Raw genomic sequence first — 19543 nt, 5'->3', positions numbered from 1 at the left:
AAGCTTGCTCACGCATTTTTTTAAATACGTAAAAGCCTTGCTTTTAAAACGCCAGCAAGCTGTGCGTCTACGAGTTGTCTAGCCCTTCAGGCACGCTCCACGTTCCAGTTCGTCGCAGAGCTCCTCTCGCTCCAGCTTGAAAGCAAAATTTTTTGCTTGTCTAGCCCTTCGGGCACGCTCCTCGTTCCAGTTCGTCGCAGAGCTCCTCTCGCTCCAGCTTGAAAGCAAAATTTTTTGCTTGTCTAGCCCTTCGGGCACGCTTCCGCCCCTAGGTTGCAGTTCCTACGCACTGATATTTAGACAATTTCTAGGTGTAAAGGGACAGCTTAGCCTTTACTGCTTAATATCTTTATTATCGACACTTACTTCGATTTTTTGGTTAAGTAAGTTAATAAGTAAAATACTGCGCATGTCGCCGTCGGGCTCTTTGTATATTGCTGTAACGTTATTAAATGTATTGTTATGTACGCTTACTGTGTCGCCTGCTTTTGGTATTGTTGATTCGGCAGAGCTTATGCGTTCGTATTTAAGCTGCTCTATTATGGCTTCTGGTACTATTTGGTAACGGGTGCCATAAGATACAAAGCCATTTATGCCGCGCGTATTTTTTACAGCAGAAAAGTTACCGCTTTGAGACTCTAAGCAAATAAATAAGTAGTTTGGAAATAGAGCAGACTGTTTAACAGTTCGCCTGCCTTTGATGAGTTTTTCAGTGGTTAATTTTGGATAAAAAACTTCAATGCCTTGATTTAGTAAGTTGGTGGCTGCTCGCTCTTCTTGGCGAGGTTTACATGTAACTAAATACCAACTTTTCACAGCAATCCTTACTACATACACAATTGCAACAAACACAACATTATTTTTAACAGCGACTGATTATAAACAATTTAAGTTTCTTAAGTAAATAGCCGTTTAAGGTAAATACGCACTTACTTTGTTAACAGCAGCCATTACCTTTATTGTAACCGTTGCTGTTTATATATTCTAAACCTAGCTTAAAATACGCGGTTAAACTTATTGTTTAAACGCGACATAAAGCCTAAGGGCGCCAACAAGCAAAACGCCTACAACGCGACCCTATTTATAAATTAACCGCTTAAAACGCTATTACACAAGGAGAAGAAAAAGAGGTGTAAATGAGCAATGATTATGCAAAAGCAATTATATATTTTTACTACCTATAGCGCAGCGTCTCTTGCCCTCTTTGTGAATAAATTACTAAAACCCCATTGGGCAAAGATAAGTAAATCAATACTTACAAGTAGAAGCGACTTTACCTCGCGTTTAGCTTTATTATTTTAACGTGGCATAAAGCCTAAGAGTGTTACTAAGCAAGGCGCCTGCAATAACAATACACCTAAGTTTTGCTTAAATTACTGTTTAGCCCTACTTTTAACTTTACTCTAAAAAAACTAAATACGGATACCTATGCAAATACTTCACCACGGAGCGGTAAATGGTGTAACAGGCTCGTGCCACGAGCTCGTTATTAATAGCCAAATCAGCATACTAATAGACTGCGGGCTTTTTCAGGGGGAAGACGCAAAAGATGATTTATCAATAGAGTTTAATGTTACTCACATTACTGCGCTTATTGTTACGCATTGCCATATTGACCACGTGGGGCGAATCCCCTATTTATTAGCAACGGGTTTTAAAGGCCCTATTTTTACTACGCTTGCCTCAGCTAGCTTGTTGCCACTCGTGATTGAAGATGCATTAAAAGTAGGCGTTACCCGCGATACAAAAATTATAAATGCGTGCTTAAGTTTGTTAAACAAGCGCATTGTTGCCGTTAATTTTAATACTTGGTTTGCGCTACCTTGCGCCAACGAGCAAATAGCTAAAGCGCGCTTTCAGCGTGCTGGGCATATATTAGGCTCAGCTTATGTGGAAATAGACATAGGCATTAATACAAAGAGTAATAGAAGCCATAGAGTTGTGTTTTCGGGCGATTTAGGTGCCCCCTACACGCCGCTGTTACCGGCTCCAAAGCCTCCTTATAAAGCCGATACATTAGTTATAGAGTCAACCTACGGCGATAAAAACCATCAAGGCCGTAAAGAGCGCACCCAAACACTAAAAAATGTAATTGAACGCGCAGTCACAGATAACGGTGTGGTGTTAGTGCCGGCATTTAGTATTGGCCGTACACAAGAGCTACTTTACGAGCTAGAACAGCTAATACATCAATCAGCTAAAGGATCGCCTTGGCGAAGTATTCATGTAATTTTAGACTCCCCCATGGCTGCCAATTTTACCGAGCAATATATTAAATTTAAACATTTATGGGACACAGAGGCTAAACGTAAAGTAGCCAAAGGCCGCCATCCGCTGGATTTTGAAAACCTAACCACGGTTGATACACATAGTGAGCATATCGCCATTATTAATTTTTTAGCGTCGCGCCAAACACCCGCCATTATTTTAGCTGCCAGTGGTATGTGCAGTGGTGGGCGAATAGTAAATTACCTAGAGCGCTTTTTAGGTGACAAAACAACCGATGTATTGTTTGTTGGCTACCAAGGCCGTGGCACTTTGGGCCGCGATATACAAAAATATGGCCCTCGCAATGGCTATGTTTTTATAAACAATACACGCATTACAATTAACGCACAGGTGCATACCATTAGCGGCTACAGCGCCCATGCCGATCAAAACGGATTAGTTAAATTTGTAACCGGTATGCATAAAAAGCCAAGCCATATAAAAATTGTACACGGCGATAATGAGGCAAAGCGCGCATTAGCAAGTAAGTATAAAGAGGTATTGGGCAGTGAGATTAAAATTGAGATAGGAACTTAATAGGCGTGAGGCTTACTCAAACAAGTAGGCTGCAAATTATTAAACTATTGCAGCCTAGCCATTTTAAGAGCCACTTACGCTGGGTAAAGCGGTTACATTGGTTTGGCTATTTTGCTTTTCTTGCCAGTTGAGGTCGCATATCCCGTCGGTAGGAGAAAATGCAGTGGGTGCTTGCAACAACAGTTTACGTATTAGGGGGTGGTCTGTATCATCACAAGCTGCTTTTAATTTGCCCAAAAATGGTTCTAGGTCATGCCATGGCATTTTTATTTCTTGTGCACTTAAAATTCTTGGGTGGTCAGTGCCAATAACATTGTCGCCAATGAGGAGCTCTTCAAATAACTTTTCGCCTGGGCGCAGGCCAGTACATTTTATTTCTATATCACCATTTGGGCGCTTTTCGTGCTTAACTTCAAGCCCTGATAAATGAACCATTTTAGTTGCTAAGTCTTTAATTTTAACTGGCTCGCCCATATCTAGCACAAAAACATCGCCACCTACACCCATGGCTCCTGCTTGAATAACAAGCTGAGCAGCTTCAGGTATGGTCATAAAGTAGCGTGTAATATCTTGGTGAGTTAATGTTATTGGGCCGCCTGCTTTAATTTGTTTTCTGAACAGTGGCACAACAGAGCCTGATGACCCTAATACATTACCAAAGCGTACCATTGTAAAACGTGTGGTATTTTGAACCTCAGACAACCCTTGCAGCACAAGTTCGGCCATGCGTTTTGTAGTGCCCATAATATTTGTTGGGCGCACTGCTTTATCGGTTGATATAAGAACAAACGTGTCTACCTTTGCATTTATTGCTGCCGTAGCTACGTTATAAGTGCCGTAAATATTATTGCGAACACCTTCAACTACGTTGTGCTCTACTAATGGAACATGCTTATATGCTGCTGCATGGTAAACAGTTTGCACGTTAAAAGTTGAGAACGTTGATTGAACCAGCTTTTTATTTTGTATTGAGCCTAATATTGGCAATACTTCTATATTTAAATTATTTGCGTTGCAGTACTCCGATAGCTCTTTTTCTATTGCGTATAAAGCAAACTCCGAAAGCTCAAACAGTACAATTTTTGTAGGATTATTCTTAACTATTTGCCTACACAGTTCAGAGCCGATTGAGCCACCAGCCCCTGTAACCATAACTACTTTGTTTTCTATATTTGCAGACATTAAATCTTGACGAGGCTGTACAGAGTCTCTACCTAGTAAATCATCTATCTCTACATCTTTAACTTCATCTAGGTTAGTCGTGCCTGAAACAATATCTGCCATCCCAGGTACGGTCATTACTTGCAACTTAAACTTTTCTATTGCGTTAAGGACTTCTTTACGACGACTTCTTGAAGTACTTGGCAAGGCAAGTAAAATTTTATTTGCGCATTTTTGTTTGGCTATTTCGGCTATTTGAGAAGGCGCATGCACACATATACCCTGAATTAACGATAAATGCTTTTTAGGATCATCATCTATAAAGGCAACTGGCGAATACTCTGGGCCATTAGCTAATGCAGTTGCAAGTTGGCGCCCCGCTGACCCTGCTCCGTATATAATAACCCCTTCTTTTCGGCGCATTGTTATTTGCCCAACCACAGCGCGCACGGTTAGCCTAGCTCCACCTACAAATAAAATACAAAAGCTCGCATATATAAACGGTACTGTACGCGGGACAGGTGCACTTAAAAAGAAAGACAAAACAGTTAAGTAAACGGTAGAAAGTACTACACCAGCAATTATGGCCCACATAGCTTGTGTATTCATATAACGAAGCACGGCCCGGTATAAGCCAAGCTTAACAAAACTGAACAAGCTAAGGGGTAATACCGTTGCCAGTAGAATCCATGTGTGTGTATTTTTTAAAACAGCCGTGCTATCTAACCTTAGTAAAAAGGCGAGCCAAAAAGCGACAATAATAAAAATGCTATCTACAACAAGTGATACAACTCTTTTTTGGGGGCGAGGCAAGTTAACTAAGAATTTTAAAAACACAATACATTTCCCTGAAGCTAGCAGTGATACTGCTATTCTATTGGTTACAATTTTACTACAAGATGAACAACTATTGCACTTAATAGTTAAAGACTATATGTAAAAGATTATATAGTCTTTATGTATTTGGTTACTTTTTGTAAATTTGTGTGTTATTTGGCTATTTTACCCTATCGCCACTGCCACTTCCTGTGACGGTTTGTAGTATATAAGTGAAGTAGTATTTTAGGTTAAGTGTAGCAATCATTTTTGCATCAGTTTCAGCTAGTAGTTCTGGAGTAGACATATCTATTTCGTTTACTTGTGCTAAACCTGTTATACCTGGGCGCACATCGTATATATTTTTCGCATCGCGAGCTTGTGTTAGCTCTTCTTGATTAAATAACCCTGGGCGAGGCCCAACTAAGCTCATCTCACCTTTAAGTACATTCCAAAGCTGAGGTAGTTCATCTAACTTTGTTTTGCGTAAAAAGCCACCAAAGGGTGTAATAGACGCTGTACTAGCTAAGTGGCTCGCTACAGAGGCTGTATCTACGGTCATTGTTCTAAATTTAACTAAAGTGAACGGTTTTTTATTACGGCCAACGCGCTCTTGCATAAAAAGTGGCGAACCAGTATCAAATAGGCCAATGATATATAAAGCAATTAAAAATGGCATAGTAAGTACCAAACCCACTAATGAAAACAAAATATCGAGCGTACGAATCATTAATTAACCTATTTAATTTTTGCAGATAATTTAAAGCCATTTTCAACTGAGTATGGAGGTACCCAATTGAGTGTTTTTTTTGTGTGCGTGATATCAACTTGTAGTGACCCAATTAACCTATCAACAATTTGTTTTTTCCCTAACACTTTACCAGCGAGTGAAAATAACGTTGTTGGAATTGGGAGTGTTAAGTTTGACTTACCCTGCACCTTAGCCATTAATTGTACCATTTCGGCAGTAGAAAGGTCATGGTCATCACTTACTAAAAACACTTGATTAGCCGCATTTGGGTGTTCAATACACACTTTTATAAGATCAACTAAATTATAAACAGATACTAAGCTTCTTTTATTGTTATTTATTGATCTAAAAGGTAGAGGAAAACCTTTATTAACTAAACGCATTAAAGATGCAAAGTTAGCCTTTACACCTTCTCCATATACCAAAGGTGGCCTTATTATTACTATTTCCATCCCCGTTTGTTGCCCTAAAGCGAGCAATTGCTGTTCAGCCTCTGCTTTGGAAGTGCCATATGGATCTTCTGGGGCGCATTCTTGCTCATTAAAAGGCTTACGACCTGTCGTGCTTTCGCCATTTACTTTAATAGTACTTATAAATATAAATCGCTTTACACCAGCTTTAGCTGCTTGAGAAGCTAAATTTAAGGTCCCTTTTGTATTTACAGCTCTAAACTCTTCTATTGGATTTGCTGAATTATCGTCCATTACATGTACGCGAGCGGCGCAGTGAATGACGCAAGAAACCTCTCTCAAAGCACCTGTATAGTCAGCGTCGAAACTAAGTTCACTTTTAAAGAAATCGTAAGGGCTACCCACTAAAGCCTTTCTGCCAAGAATTATGATTTCGTTGCTATTTAACTTCGATAATAAATGCCCACCGACAAAACCACTAGCCCCAGTCAATAGAATTTTCTTACTGGGCATTAACTCTTTCCTCTTGGATCAAACTTTTTAATCATTCCTTCCAAAGCTTTTCTAGCTTGTAATGGTAGTAATGCTTTAAGAACGGGATAAAATACGCCAATATGCGCTTTCGAATCTAAAGACAAAGCCCGACAACCTTTATAGCCTATCATGGCTTGGTTCCACGCTACTTTTAAGCTGTTTTTAGCGTAAGTATTATCTGTTATCCTATATTTAACTAATGGCTCTGTAATATTAGCAAAATGGGCGCCATTTTTTGCGCAGCGAAACCATAGATCATAATCTTGACGGCGCTTGAGGGTCTTTGAATAAGATCCAGCTTTAGCTATAACGCTTTTTTTAAACATAATTGATGGATGGATAAGTGGACAAGCCCACATAAGTTTAAATATGCCTTCATGTTCTGCTGGTACAGTTCTTATAGCTATAGGTTCGCCGTTTTCATTTATATCTAAAGCAAAACTACCTAAAATATCAACATCAGGGTTATCTTGCATAAAGTTAAGCTGTACGCTAAAACGATTGGGCTGAGCGATATCATCAGCATCCATTCTCGCAATCATGTCATATTTGCATATTTTTAAACCTTCATTCAACGCATAACCTAACCCATGGTTTAAAGGTAAGTGATGGACAACAAAAGCCTCATTATATATCGTCTTATATTGTGAAATAATAGCATCTAACTCGGCATTTATAGGGCCATCAACGATCAAAACAACTTCGGTAGGTAGGACACTCTGTTTTACAAGTACGCTATCTAGTGCTTCAGCTAGCCAAGAGGGGTTTTCTTTAGCGTATACTGATATTAACAGTGAGAACGGAATCATCTTAACAACATATCCTCAATCTCGGCATTTGTCATACCTTGTGCTAAGCAAAATCCATATAAGTTCAGCAGCTCCAAATATGCACGTTGCTTAACATAACCTGGTAATAACTTATTATTTTTTATTATTCTTGTTATTTTTTCAGGTACAACGGTGTCTAATATTTTAACTTTAAATGACTCCAAATCTAGGTCAAAATATAAATCGACTCCACGCTTTTGCTGGTGCCAACCTAATTTATTTATCAATAGGTCTCTTAATAAAACTTTGTTAGTCAGGGAACCAAAATCAAACTTTTTATTTTTAGGCAAATTAAAAACATAACTTGCTAAGGTCGGTTCAAGCCATGGGAAGTTTACGTCAGCACCAAAGTGCTTAGCGGAAGCTATTGTTTTCCCCATCATGCACTGGTGATCATGAAAAGCACCGCGTGAAAACGATCTAAAATCTATGAATGATAATTCTTCTGTTTTAGCTTCTATTTTTGAAAAATATTTATTTAAGTCATAACTCATACTAATAGGAAAGAAACAGGCAAGTGCTGATAAGTCGCCATGAGATTCGGCAGGTGAGCGTAAATACCATTTTAAGCTCTGGCAAGTCTTAGGTAGTAGCTTCCAAAAACCCATTTTTGCCAACTTAAATGAGCGAATCTGATGTTCAGATGGTAAATATCCAAATGTTTCATCATTTCCTAAGCCGTCAATAACAACATAATCATTAGGGCTAAAGTTAGGCTTATTGAAGAAAGTTCGTAAGCCAAATAAAAAAAATAGAAAGCCCTGATCTAGAACTGGAGTATTCATATTCTTGCAAGCTGAAAGAAAAGTACTCTTATCAAAGTTAGATATAATTTCATCTACTTCAATAAAGTGGGCAGTATGCCCCAGCTTATTACATATACTGGTAATATAATTCTTTAACTGACTATCGTCACGTCTTAAAAAGGTTAGAGTGTCAATTTTAACCCCTAAGTGTGAGTAACCTAAAGCAAGACCCATAGAGTCTTTTCCATCACTTAACAACAGTAATGGACGTTTGCTACTATCAATGTTTTTTAATGACTCTACGATTTTATTAAGTAAATTATCATCACTTGCAACACTATCGCCCTTGTAATAATTAGATAGCATACGATAAGGGTACTGGTTATAGTCATTAACGCCTAGCTCTGATATGCCAGAACCCGTCTCAGAATATAATATACTATGGGGACAAAGCATATGTTTTGCGAAAGTTGCAATATATTCCTTACTCAATTGGTTTATCAATTTAGGCTCACTCATGGTTACTTACTACTTGTTTATAAAGTCGTTGATATTTCGCTGACATAGTACTACTACTAAAGTGTTCTCTTACAGCATTGATAGTTGCGTTACTCATATTTTGTCTATCAGACTTTACCTGTATTACAAGCTTATCATGTAAATCGATATCGTTCTCTGTTTCGAAAACCAAGCAACCCTCTGAATTTAGGGCATAAATTTCTTTATGAGGCTCTATATCTGATAGTATCGATGGTAGCCCGCAGGACATGGCTTCAAGAACAGCATTAGGCATACCTTCAGCACGAGAAGCGGAGATGAAATAATCTGCCATCTGTAAGTAGTCAGAAACGTTGTTCACTTTACCAAAAAATTTAAATTGAGGATTACTATCGGCAATCTTTTCGCATTCTGCTCTTTGTTGGCCATCCCCTATAAAAATAAGTACGTCGTCAGGATACTGAGTTAAAAATTGCTTAAAAGCAGCCGCGACAGTTACTGAATTTTTTCGAGTATCTTTGCCTAAAGATGATATCCATACTCTTGACTTTTCGTTGATACCATAGGTGTTTCGTAGAGACAATTTTTGATCTATTTTAGCTGGATAGAAATTATTTGTATCCACTCCATTAAGAGCTGTAATGGCCTTAGAGATGTTAAAAGTTTTATCAAGATTATTCTTTACCGCATCCGAAACACCACATACTTGCGATACTTTTCGTAACGCGCAGACTTGCTGATAAGCCATAAGGCTACCGACAACGCGCCCATATGTCATAGGGAAATCTAACTGAGGGAAGTTACGTACAGTGGATAACACAGGTATCTTACTTGCGAACTTTGATGCAAGCACATCTCCACGAAAGCCCTGTGAATGAATGACATCTGGCAGCTCTTTGTTAATTATTTGCTTCAGTTTACTTTTAGCTAAAAAAACCCCTTCTAACCGAGACAAATTAAGCTGATAATGTTTTATACCCAACGCCTTAAAGTCATTTAACCTACTCTGAGCTGGCTCGTGCGAAAGCGTTACCAATATTGGCGTTATATCCGCTGAAAGATTACTAATAATATAGTAAAGCTGAGATGTAGGCCCCGCTTTTTGCAATGTTGATACCAAATAAAGAATTTTCAATCTATTCACCGTAAAAAAAATAACTGATAGTTATAAGAGAAGTCACTCATCAATGCTAAAAAATACAACAAGCAATAACCGGAAATCGCAAAATAGCCGAGGATCTTACCTTGCCCTTTAAAAAGAAGCAAAAATGAGGGGAGCAAAACAGCATTCGCCGGTAAACAAATCATTTCTCTGACCCGGCCTGAAACTATACCGAAATCAATTAAAACCAGCATAATACAAGTTCCATATACATAAACAGGAACAAAAATATCATTGTAGGGCCATTTCTTTTTCAACAAGTTATAATATTTTATGTAAAAAAAACACCAAAAGACATGAAATAAAACGGTCCCGCTCAATACGCTTTTTCCTGCAGCAAACTCGCTATTTGTATATTTCATTATCCTTGATGTATTTTCGAAGCCTAGGCTACTGGCTACTTCAGGGATCATCATACCTACACCGCCTAAGGCAGCTATGATAAAGGATACAGTAACAATTGAAGTCATAAAAACTCTGGACTTAAAGTATCTTACAAAGTAGAGAAACAGTGCTATGAAAGCGAAGCTATGAAACATACCAGCTAAAAAAACAACCGCTAAATGCCGATAAAACCACCCGCGGTAAATACAATAGAACGAATACAGTAGAATACCTGAAGCCATGGAATTTCTTATTTGCCCCATATCTTTGAAAAAATATTCATCTGAGATATAAATTAAAATACTTACCAGAAAAAAAGGTGATAATTTACGGAAAGCTCTAAACTTTAAATAAATAGAAATAGAAGAAAAAGCAAAAATAAATAAAAAGAAATCGCCGCCTATTGCTTTTATAGTCAACACAAATAATGCAAAACCGGATTCAATTGGCGTCGTTAAAGAAACTGGATATATAAACAAACCCAATTTAGAAATATCTGTTATATTTTCGTATATATGTTGGTACTGAAAATAATCAGTAGAGGCATATCTCAACCCAACAAAAAACATAAAGAAAAGTAGCGTTACAAGGTAAAGGTAAGACTCCTTTGAATACTTATCTATTGATAAGAAAGAAAGTAAAACAAAAACCATAAAAACAGTATAAAAAATCATAAAAAACTCAAATCAGGAACATAACATCCAGTTATATTCAAAAGGTTAAATCTAAGAAGAAAATTAAAGAAAATATTCAAGCCTTTTAGGACTCGTTACGGTTTTAAAGTAATATAACTGCTTTCTTTACTAGAAAAAAAATAAGTATAGTTATCTCTCATTGAGATATTCGTTAAAACTGTTTGCTCCAGAACCAAGTTGATAATAATAAAAGCCCAATTTATAAGCTCTAAACAGCAGCCCTATTGTTAGCAAATAATACTATTTAATACCCGATAATAGCCCTCAAAAGAAATTACTTACTCTTATGCACTAATATTAAAATGTAATTTCAGGCCTCTAAATAAACTTAACGGATGCTTTGTACCCTTATATAGCTGCAAAAACAGCCATAAAATCTTTTAATCTTAGCTCAAACACTGACAGCCTTAGCTCGACATGTATTCTTTTAGATTATAAAGATTCCCCTAAGCTTATTCATTTTCAAATTGCAGCACATGAGTGAACTAGGGGGCTATCGAGAAAATTAACTTCAGCTAGACTGTTATCAAATATCAATTTTCATTAATATTTCTGTAATCTTCAAACTGCGTTCTTCTTGGGTGCTTACTGTTGAGTTTCATGTTAAACCAGTCCACCATTCTCGATAACTCATATACGTATTTATTGAACTTAAATTCCTTTATAGGCATTTTAATAGCCTTTAATGCATCCATTGAGTTTTCACAGCTCTCATTTGTGAAACTATCTATACAATCAAGGTGTTTTTGTTTTAATTCCAGTCTTTTACACTCTTCCATCTTAATAAAATCATGAATGATATCTTCAACTTTTAACAATGGTAAGTTCAGCCCTTTTAAGTTGTATTCATATTGCCACACATCACAGAAATAACCATAAGTATGTGGCTCTAACATGTTTTCAACACCTACTATACTTGGAACACCTAACGATGAAGCTTGAATAATCGCAGTACCACTCCCAATAAAAAGGTCATAATTAGATAATGTACTATCAAATTTTGAATAGTCTAAAGTCCCTTTTAAGACTATTTTATCTTGTAGATTGGCTTTATTTATTTTTTCTTGAACTTGTTGCTTTAATTGTCCATCACCATAAATATCAAACTGTATATTTATACCTTTAAGTGTAAGTTCCTTTATTACATCAATCATATAAAAATTGTATGTTTTAAATTCAACCAACCTACCAACAGCTGCAATTTTAATAGGAAAAGCTGTATCACCTGACAGCGTTACCGCCTTTTTATTTATAACTCCTAACCTAAATGTATTCGACTTCTCAAATCTCTGTTTCTTATGCTTTATATATAACTCTCTATTACCTTTTGAGAAAAAAGACAATGACTCTTCCGGTAAATATTTAAATATAAATTCCCTGTTAACTTTTTCATGTAAAGCAACATTATCGCCGCCCCAAAGGTACTTAATATAGTGATAGAAACCAACTGTAACTGGGATATCCTTTTTCAACTTTTGAGCCAAATTGTAACCGAGTAAAGCATGCATTCCATGGTAGACATGGATTTGATCTATTAACTTTAAGTTAGCTGCTAGAGCTTCTTCATCAACTTTACACAAGAGAGGGAAGCGACGGCAAAAAAGCTCAGGACCAATAAAAATATCTTCAGGGAAAATTACATTAGCGTACTTTCTCATTTCAGATAATAGTTCATCATCACTAGTTTCAGGCTTCAATAACAGTAAAATAGACGTATGTAAATTTTTTCTAAATCGCTCTTTTGCCATTCTTACAAAAAAAGTTTCAATCCCACCTACGGTTAGGGCTCCATAAATAAATAACATTGACTACCTTTTTATTAAATTTTTTATTATTGCTACATTTTCAAAAAGCCTACTCATATAAAGTAAGCAAGTAAGAATGAATAAAACACCCCATATTAAATAGAAGTTTTTTAAATTAGCACCTGTTAGTACGGTTATTGATGTAGCAACCACATAAAAAAATATAACCACATACATTTTAAGTCGAGAGGTTTTTCGCCACAACCTTACGCTAACTTCTGTTTTAAAAGTAAAAAACACAAAGAATGCTAATACCGTAGCTAAAGCAGCTCCAGCAGCGCCGAAGTTAGGAATTAAGAAGTAATTCAACGAAAAATTTACTGAAAACGCTAAGAGTGAAGCGTACATAGAATATTTAGAACGTCGCGTGATACCGATACCAACACCCGTGGTTTCGCTTAACATATAAAATAATGGCATTGCGACACATGCTACAACCAAATACTCAATAGCTTTATACTCTAGAGGTAAAAACCAAGGCACTATGAAAGAGCCAATTCCAGCCATTGTCCATATTAATGCAACCAAAATAACCATATTATCAATCACACTTTGGACTTTTGATTGTTCCACCTCACTTTTTGCCCACTTATATAGAATTGGATGCCAAAGGTTAGAAAATATACTAGATACCACAGATACTGAACTAGCGATTGCAACAGCTAGCGCGTAGACACCTAACTCCTCAAAGCCAGATAAACTCCGTAAAAAGAAGCGGTCCATTGTTGTCAGCCCCCAATACGCAATACCGCCTGCAACTAATGGAAGACTAAACTGAAGCATTTTCTTTAAAAGAATTGTATCTACACTTTTATTAAAAGCGGGCACCCAAGTATCTCTTGTGAAGCATAAAAAAACCAGTAACGATGATAAAATAGCAAGAGTATTCATTAACATTAATGTTTTAAAATTAGCTTTTAAATTTAGTAGCATGATCAAGCTTATAAAAGTCAATAAGAATAGCTTTGGTGCTAATTGTGTAGCAGAAAAAACTAAGCCACGTTCTTGCATCCTTACAGCATGCACTAAAAAATTAATAAGAAAACTAGCAAATACCCCCACCAATAATAGGAATGTAAGTAAAGGGGAATTAATTCCAAATAGTAATTGAGACGTTGAAAATGGCAAAAATATTATAATAGCGATAACAAAAAATAGGACTACAAGCCCCGGAATAAGACTGGTTTTAAATAGAGCTTGCTTGTCCTCTTCTTCGTGGTATTCGCGCACATAAGCTTGATGCATAGCTAAGCTAAACAATGATACAGAAAGACTTAACACAACTTGTAACATAGTTAAGCGGCCAACATCTTCTACTGAAAAAAACCACGCTACAAATGGTAATGTTATAAGACTCAGAAAAGCAGCGCCTATAGGACCTATAGAGAACTGTAAAATTTTTTTAGGGTTCAACTAAAAAACTCCAACACGCACTCAATAACGTGTTCCTGAGCTTTTACAGGCATACCATAATAAATAGGTAAACGGACTAGCTTTGAACTGTCTTGGGTGGTGTGAATATCATTGCCTGGGAACACACCAAGCTGTCTTCCTGCAGGACTTGTATGTAAAGGTATATAATGAAATGGTGTTATAATTTCATACCTTTTCATATAGCTAATGAAGTCACTTCGCTCTTGCTCAGAGCTTAACTTAATATAAAACATGTGTGCATTATGTTCTACCGACTCAGGAACATGAGGTAATTGAAGCGGTTTTAACTTTTGACTAAGCTTACTGTAATAACGCTCCCAAATTGATAAACGAAAATCATTTATAGTGTTCGCAGCTTCAAGCTGTGCGTACAGATAGGCAGCTTGCAATTCACTTGGTAAAAAACTCGATCCAATATCTTGCCAAGTATATTTATCTACTAACCCGTGTAAAAATTGGCTACGGTTTGTTCCTTTTTCGCGAATAATTTCAGCTCTTTCGACTAACTTAGGGTCATTAATTAAAATTGCGCCACCTTCACCGCCTGACGAATAGTTTTTAGTTTCATGAAAACTAAAACACCCTATGTGCCCAATAGCACCTAATGCCTTACTTTTATATGTAGACATTACGCCTTGGGCTGCATCTTCTATTACCCACAGTTTATATTTTTTTGCGATTGTTAATATTGTGTCCATTTCACACGCTACTCCAGCATAATGAACCGGTACTATAGCGCGTGTATTTGGGGTTATAGCGGCTTCAATTAGTGACTCATCCATATTCATGGTATCTGGCCGTACATCAATGAAAACTATTTTAGCGCCTCGCAATGCAAATGCATTAGCAGTCGATACAAAAGTATATGAAGGCATGATGACTTCGTCACCCGATTTTATATCTATCAGGATAGCTGCAAGCTCAAGGGCAGCTGTACACGAAGGTGTTAGCAGTGCTTTTGTGGTATTACAGTTACTTTCTATCCATGCTTCACATTTTTTTGAAAAGTACCCGTCACCACACAACTTATCTGATGCGATCGCTTGTTCTATATAGGCTAGTTCCGTGCCTATTTTAGGAGGGATATTAAATGCTATCATTTTTATCTCTTAGGAATTCTACTTCAAGCTCAAGTAAATTTTTCTTTCTATCTTTGACTCGCTTCGCTGGATTCCCAACGTAAATCCCCCACGGTTCAGTTGTTTTATTAACTAAAGACATGGCCCCAACGGAGCAACCTTCAGCAAGCTTGACCCCTGGAAAAACAATTGTTCCAGCGCCAACGATTACATGCTTAGCTAAATGTACACCTTTTTTTGTCTCTTTTTTATACTTAGTTGGTATTGTTGGATTTGTTAACGTTCTGCCGCTATAATCATCTGACTGGCTAAATACTTGCACATGATAAGCTAACCCTGAGAAGTCATCCATTTGTATACCTTTTTCACCACCAGCGACGAGGCAGAAAGGGGCTATATGAACATACTGACCTATTTTTATATTCCCTGAAACAACACAAAAGTCATCAATTCTGCTGTTGTTACCTATTTCAATTTGCTCGGGATTATATATAGCCGCTTTGTCACTAATTTTGACATTTTCACCAAGCGCTTTAAAACCAATTCTTTGTAATTCAATATCTGTTAAATATGCCATTTTTATTACCCTATGAACAAACCACCATTTACAGGGATATTTGCACCTGTAATGTATGAGCAACAATCACTTGCGAGAAATGAGGTTACCTGAGCAATCTCTTTAGGTTCTGCTAGCCTACCTAGTGGGATATTATTTTTGATACTTTGTAATATATCAGACTTAATACTTTTCATCATTTCGGTGTTTGTATAACCTGGGGATATCGTATTTACTAAAATATTGCTTCTCGCACCCTCTTGAGCTAACGCCATAGTAAAACCATGGACGCCGGCCTTAGAGGAAGAGTAGTTGACTTGGCCTGCCTGACCCTTTTGCCCATTAACGGATGAAATATTGATTATTTTACCACCGCCGTTTTCTTTCATTATTTTATAAATTGGCTGAGTGATATTAAATAAAGAATTAAGATTAGTATCAATTACACTTTTCCAGCTTTCTAATGACAATTTATGGAAAAAACCATCATTAGTTATACCTGCATTATTTACAAGTAAATAAAGTGAACCTTCAAGCTCACTAATTTTAGCGATCGTTTCTTCAACAGCTAGTGGTTTTGTGACATCGCACTTAAATAAGCGACAATCATTTGATAGAGAATTTACCCAAGAATTATTAGCTTCCTGATTATCACCCCTTGATATACCAACAATAAAAAAACCATCTTGGCTTAGTTTCTGGGATATAGCTAAACCGATACCTTTTGTAGCACCAGTTACAACTGCTATTTTTTTCATAAATAACTCACTTTATAATTTCAGCTAGCAATACTTTTTAGATATTGCCCATAACTATTTTTCTCTAACGGCTTAGCAAGTTGTAAAATTTCTTTTTTTGTTAACCAACCATTATTAAAACCAATCTCTTCTAAACAAGCTATTTTATAACCTTGTCGTTTTTCTATTGTTTCGACGAATTGCGCAGCTTCTAATAAACTTTCATGAGTCCCTGTATCTAACCATGCAAAGCCACGACCTAATATTTCAACATTAAGTTTATTTTTCTTTAAATACATCTCATTAAGACAAGTAATTTCTAGCTCGCCTCTGTGTGAAGGTTCGACTTGTTTGGCTAATTTAACGACAGAGTTATCATAAAAATATAGTCCTGTTACCGCTAAATCGGATTTTGGTTTAGCTGGCTTCTCTTCTATGGAAACTGCTTTTAAATTTTCATCAAACTCTACAACCCCAAAGCGCTCGGGGTCTTTTACCTGATAACCAAACACAGTTGCGCCTTGGCCCGCTTTAGCATTCTCAACGGCGTGCTTTAGCTTAGGACTAAACCCTTGGCCATAAAAAATATTATCACCCAGAACTAAGCACACATCATCGGTGCCAATAAAGTTTTCACCTAAAATAAATGCTTGTGCTAATCCATCGGGGCTAGGTTGAATTTCATAAATAAGCTCAATACCAAATTGAGAACCATCACCGAGTAAACGCTTGAACGAATCACTATCCTCTGGGGTCGTAATGATTAATATTTCACGTATCCCCGCTAACATTAAGACTGATAACGGATAATAAATCATTGGCTTATCGTAAATTGGTAACAGTTGCTTTGATACACCCATAGTAATTGGGTATAAACGCGTACCTGACCCACCGGCTAAAATTATTCCTTTCATTAAATTGCTCCTATTATAATTTGCCAAGCCGTTCACGCTGATAAGAGCCATCCTGAACGTTTTTGCACCATTGTTGATTTGATAAGTACCACTCGATTGTTTTACGTAGCCCTGTTTCAAAAGTCTCTACAGGCTCCCAATTAAGCTCTTTACTCATTTTTGATGAGTCAATCGCATAGCGCCTATCATGTCCTGGGCGATCAGTTACATAAGTAATTTGATCAGCATATTTAGTTACTTTAGGGACTAATGTATCTAATATACTGCAAATAGTTTGTACTACTTCGATATTCTGTTTTTCATTATGGCCACCTATGTTGTAGGTTTCACCAACCACACCTTCGGTGACTACCTTATACAAGGCACGCGCATGGTCTTCTACGTATAACCAATCACGTATTTGGTCGCCTTTACCATAAATAGGCAAGTCTTTTCCTTCTAAGGCATTAAGTATCACTAGAGGAATTAGCTTCTCGGGAAAGTGGTAAGGCCCATAATTATTCGAGCAGTTAGTGACAATAGTAGGCAATCCATACGTTCGTAACCAAGCTCGTACTAAATGATCGCTCGATGCTTTACTTGCAGAATAAGGGCTACTAGGCGCGTAAGATGTTTCTTCAGTAAATAAAGGCAGTTCGCCTTCTTGTTCATCTGGATGTGGGAGGTCGCCGTAAACTTCATCAGTGGAAATATGATGGAATCTAAAGGCATCTTTTGCTGAGCGTTCAAGTGTATTCCAATACCCGCGCGCAACCTCAAGCAAACTATAAGTACCAAGAATATTGGTTTGTATAAACTCAGCAGGTCCTGTAATTGAGCGGTCAACGTGACTTTCAGCAGCCAAATGCATTACTGCATCTGGTTTATGTGTTTCAAAAACACGCTCAAGCTCTACACGATTACATATATCAACTTGTTCAAATACGTAGCGATCATCATTAGCAACCGAATTTAATGATTCTAAATTACCAGCATAAGTTAACTTATCGAGATTAATGACTGAATCATTAGTGTTTTCTATAATGTGACGAATTACTGCAGAGCCTATAAAGCCTGCACCGCCAGTTACAATAATTTTCACGCTATACCCTTAAGCTTAGAGTTTAATTTAAAACTTTTGACTAAATAATGATTTAGTCAAAAATTGTTTAATCCTTTTTTAAAGAACGCTTTATTAGAACAAAAAACGCCCCCAAAAAAGCACCAAATAAAACACTTATGATGCATATTAGTGCGCGTTTAGGTCCAGATTTTTCTTCAGGTACTATTGCTGGATCAACTGTTTTAAATACGTATTCATCACGCACATTAGCAAACATAATAGTTTTTGTTTGCTCTTCTACTAAGTTGTATAAAACAGCACGTATGTCGGCCACTTTAGTTTGCTGTAGCTGATTAGTTAAAAAATTTGTACTCTCATTTGCTTCTAATACGTCTCGCTGCTTCATAGTCTGATTTATATCTTCAATAAGCCAATTGACCCACTGCTGTGCTATGTAAGGGGATATATGTTCAACACCAATCGTCACCATTCCACTTTCGTCATCCTGTTTAACAGTAATGATTTCACTAAACTCTTTATATGCTTCTTGCATCGAAGGCTTTGGTTTATATGGAGCGTCAACCTCTCGAACCCATTTGTTCTGCGCTTGAACATAAAGTTCTTCATCATAAACAACGGTATTAGTTTCACTATCCCAAGCTTTAACCGCCATTAGATCAGGCAGTATGTCGTGTTCTTGGATAAAGCTTTTGGAAAATTGCCTTGATTTTAATATTTCTATTGCTAACTGAGATTTATTATTAGAGCTTCCCCCTAAATTAACTCCTGCTAAACTAGCCAATCCTCCTAGCTGCCCACCCAATGCACCTAGACCACCACTTTTATCTTGCTCTGCAGGAGCTAAGAGCGCCTCAGATGTGTAAATATCGGGCTGATTAATTACATATACAACCGATACGACAGCAAATAAGGTTGCTATTGTGACAATGACCCATTTCCCTAGCCAAATTACGGTAAATAGCTCACGTAAATCTATTTCGTCATCTGCAACTTTGCAGGCAGCTCTAGGCTCATTTACTGTTATTGTATTGTTTAGATTATTTTCCATCGAAATCTCATAAATTAAGCTATCAGCTATCAGCTATCAGCTATCAGCTATCAGCTATCAGCTATCAGCTATCAGCTATCAGCTATCAGCTATCAAAAATAAAATTAATAGCTTT

At 37.1% G+C, this 19543-nt stretch carries 17 protein-coding genes; 1 reads left to right on the top strand and 16 read right to left on the bottom strand.

The window, feature by feature from the left end; all coding sequences use genetic code 11:
• Positions 1–333: 333 nt before the first annotated feature.
• Positions 334–816 carry a transcription/translation regulatory transformer protein RfaH gene (gene rfaH, locus CWC17_RS17095; protein WP_138614241.1) on the bottom strand — a complete coding sequence of 161 codons (483 nt, stop codon included), beginning with the start codon at positions 814–816 and terminating at the stop codon, positions 334–336.
• A gap of 612 nt (positions 817–1428) precedes the next feature.
• Between rfaH and CWC17_RS17090 the strand changes: the two genes are divergently transcribed.
• Complete coding sequence (locus tag CWC17_RS17090) at positions 1429–2805, top strand: MBL fold metallo-hydrolase RNA specificity domain-containing protein (RefSeq protein ID WP_138614239.1); 1377 nt, start codon at positions 1429–1431, stop codon at positions 2803–2805.
• Positions 2806–2868: 63 nt separating this feature from the next.
• On the opposite strand, the gene CWC17_RS17085 is transcribed toward CWC17_RS17090, so the two are convergent.
• From CWC17_RS17085 to CWC17_RS17015, 15 genes are all read right to left on the bottom strand, one after another.
• Entirely contained in the window at positions 2869–4803 is a 1935-nt protein-coding gene (locus tag CWC17_RS17085; protein ID WP_138614237.1) for a polysaccharide biosynthesis protein, read from the bottom strand.
• Positions 4804–4963: 160 nt separating this feature from the next.
• Positions 4964–5512 carry a sugar transferase gene (locus CWC17_RS17080; RefSeq protein ID WP_138614235.1) on the bottom strand — a complete coding sequence of 183 codons (549 nt, stop codon included), beginning with the start codon at positions 5510–5512 and terminating at the stop codon, positions 4964–4966.
• An 8-nt stretch (positions 5513–5520) separates the two neighbouring features.
• Positions 5521–6456: a UDP-glucose 4-epimerase family protein gene (locus CWC17_RS17075; protein WP_138614233.1), complete on the bottom strand. Its 936-nt coding sequence runs from the start codon at positions 6454–6456 to the stop codon at positions 5521–5523.
• Positions 6456–7286 carry a glycosyltransferase gene (locus CWC17_RS17070; protein WP_138614231.1) on the bottom strand — a complete coding sequence of 277 codons (831 nt, stop codon included), beginning with the start codon at positions 7284–7286 and terminating at the stop codon, positions 6456–6458. The genes CWC17_RS17075 and CWC17_RS17070 overlap by 1 nt, the downstream gene beginning before the upstream one ends.
• Positions 7283–8572 carry an adenine nucleotide alpha hydrolase family protein gene (locus CWC17_RS17065; RefSeq protein WP_138614229.1) on the bottom strand — a complete coding sequence of 430 codons (1290 nt, stop codon included), beginning with the start codon at positions 8570–8572 and terminating at the stop codon, positions 7283–7285. Before CWC17_RS17065 ends, CWC17_RS17070 begins: the two co-directional genes overlap by 4 nt.
• Entirely contained in the window at positions 8565–9686 is a 1122-nt protein-coding gene (locus CWC17_RS17060; RefSeq protein ID WP_138614227.1) for a glycosyltransferase family 4 protein, read from the bottom strand. The genes CWC17_RS17065 and CWC17_RS17060 overlap by 8 nt, the downstream gene beginning before the upstream one ends.
• A gap of 5 nt (positions 9687–9691) precedes the next feature.
• A complete protein-coding gene (locus tag CWC17_RS17055; RefSeq protein ID WP_138614225.1) occupies positions 9692–10771 on the bottom strand; it encodes an EpsG family protein in 1080 nt (359 codons plus the stop codon).
• Between the two features lie 554 nt (positions 10772–11325).
• The gene (locus CWC17_RS17050; RefSeq protein WP_138614223.1) at positions 11326–12597 is read right to left on the bottom strand and encodes a glycosyltransferase; all 1272 of its coding nucleotides are present in this window, start codon (positions 12595–12597) and stop codon (positions 11326–11328) included.
• 3 nt (positions 12598–12600) lie between these two features.
• Complete coding sequence (locus CWC17_RS17045) at positions 12601–14010, bottom strand: lipopolysaccharide biosynthesis protein (RefSeq protein WP_138614221.1); 1410 nt, start codon at positions 14008–14010, stop codon at positions 12601–12603.
• Positions 14007–15131 (bottom strand): dTDP-4-amino-4,6-dideoxygalactose transaminase, encoded by a 1125-nt coding sequence (gene rffA, locus CWC17_RS17040; protein WP_138614219.1) that lies wholly within the window; start codon positions 15129–15131, stop codon positions 14007–14009. The genes CWC17_RS17045 and rffA overlap by 4 nt, the downstream gene beginning before the upstream one ends.
• A complete protein-coding gene (locus tag CWC17_RS17035; RefSeq protein WP_138614217.1) occupies positions 15118–15687 on the bottom strand; it encodes an acyltransferase in 570 nt (189 codons plus the stop codon). The genes rffA and CWC17_RS17035 overlap by 14 nt, the downstream gene beginning before the upstream one ends.
• A gap of 5 nt (positions 15688–15692) precedes the next feature.
• Complete coding sequence (gene phbB, locus CWC17_RS17030; RefSeq protein ID WP_138614215.1) at positions 15693–16424, bottom strand: acetoacetyl-CoA reductase; 732 nt, start codon at positions 16422–16424, stop codon at positions 15693–15695.
• A 20-nt stretch (positions 16425–16444) separates the two neighbouring features.
• Positions 16445–17317: a glucose-1-phosphate thymidylyltransferase RfbA gene (rfbA, locus tag CWC17_RS17025; RefSeq protein WP_138614213.1), complete on the bottom strand. Its 873-nt coding sequence runs from the start codon at positions 17315–17317 to the stop codon at positions 16445–16447.
• 13 nt (positions 17318–17330) lie between these two features.
• Positions 17331–18398 carry a dTDP-glucose 4,6-dehydratase gene (gene rfbB, locus CWC17_RS17020; RefSeq protein WP_138614211.1) on the bottom strand — a complete coding sequence of 356 codons (1068 nt, stop codon included), beginning with the start codon at positions 18396–18398 and terminating at the stop codon, positions 17331–17333.
• 67 nt (positions 18399–18465) lie between these two features.
• Positions 18466–19428: a Wzz/FepE/Etk N-terminal domain-containing protein gene (locus CWC17_RS17015; protein WP_138614209.1), complete on the bottom strand. Its 963-nt coding sequence runs from the start codon at positions 19426–19428 to the stop codon at positions 18466–18468.
• Positions 19429–19543 lie beyond the last annotated feature (115 nt).

This window comes from Pseudoalteromonas sp. S3785 (genome assembly GCF_005887365.1).
Lineage (GTDB): Bacteria > Pseudomonadota > Gammaproteobacteria > Enterobacterales > Alteromonadaceae > Pseudoalteromonas.
Note: the sequence above shows the minus strand (reverse complement) of the source record. Positions and strands in the feature narration are given on the sequence as shown.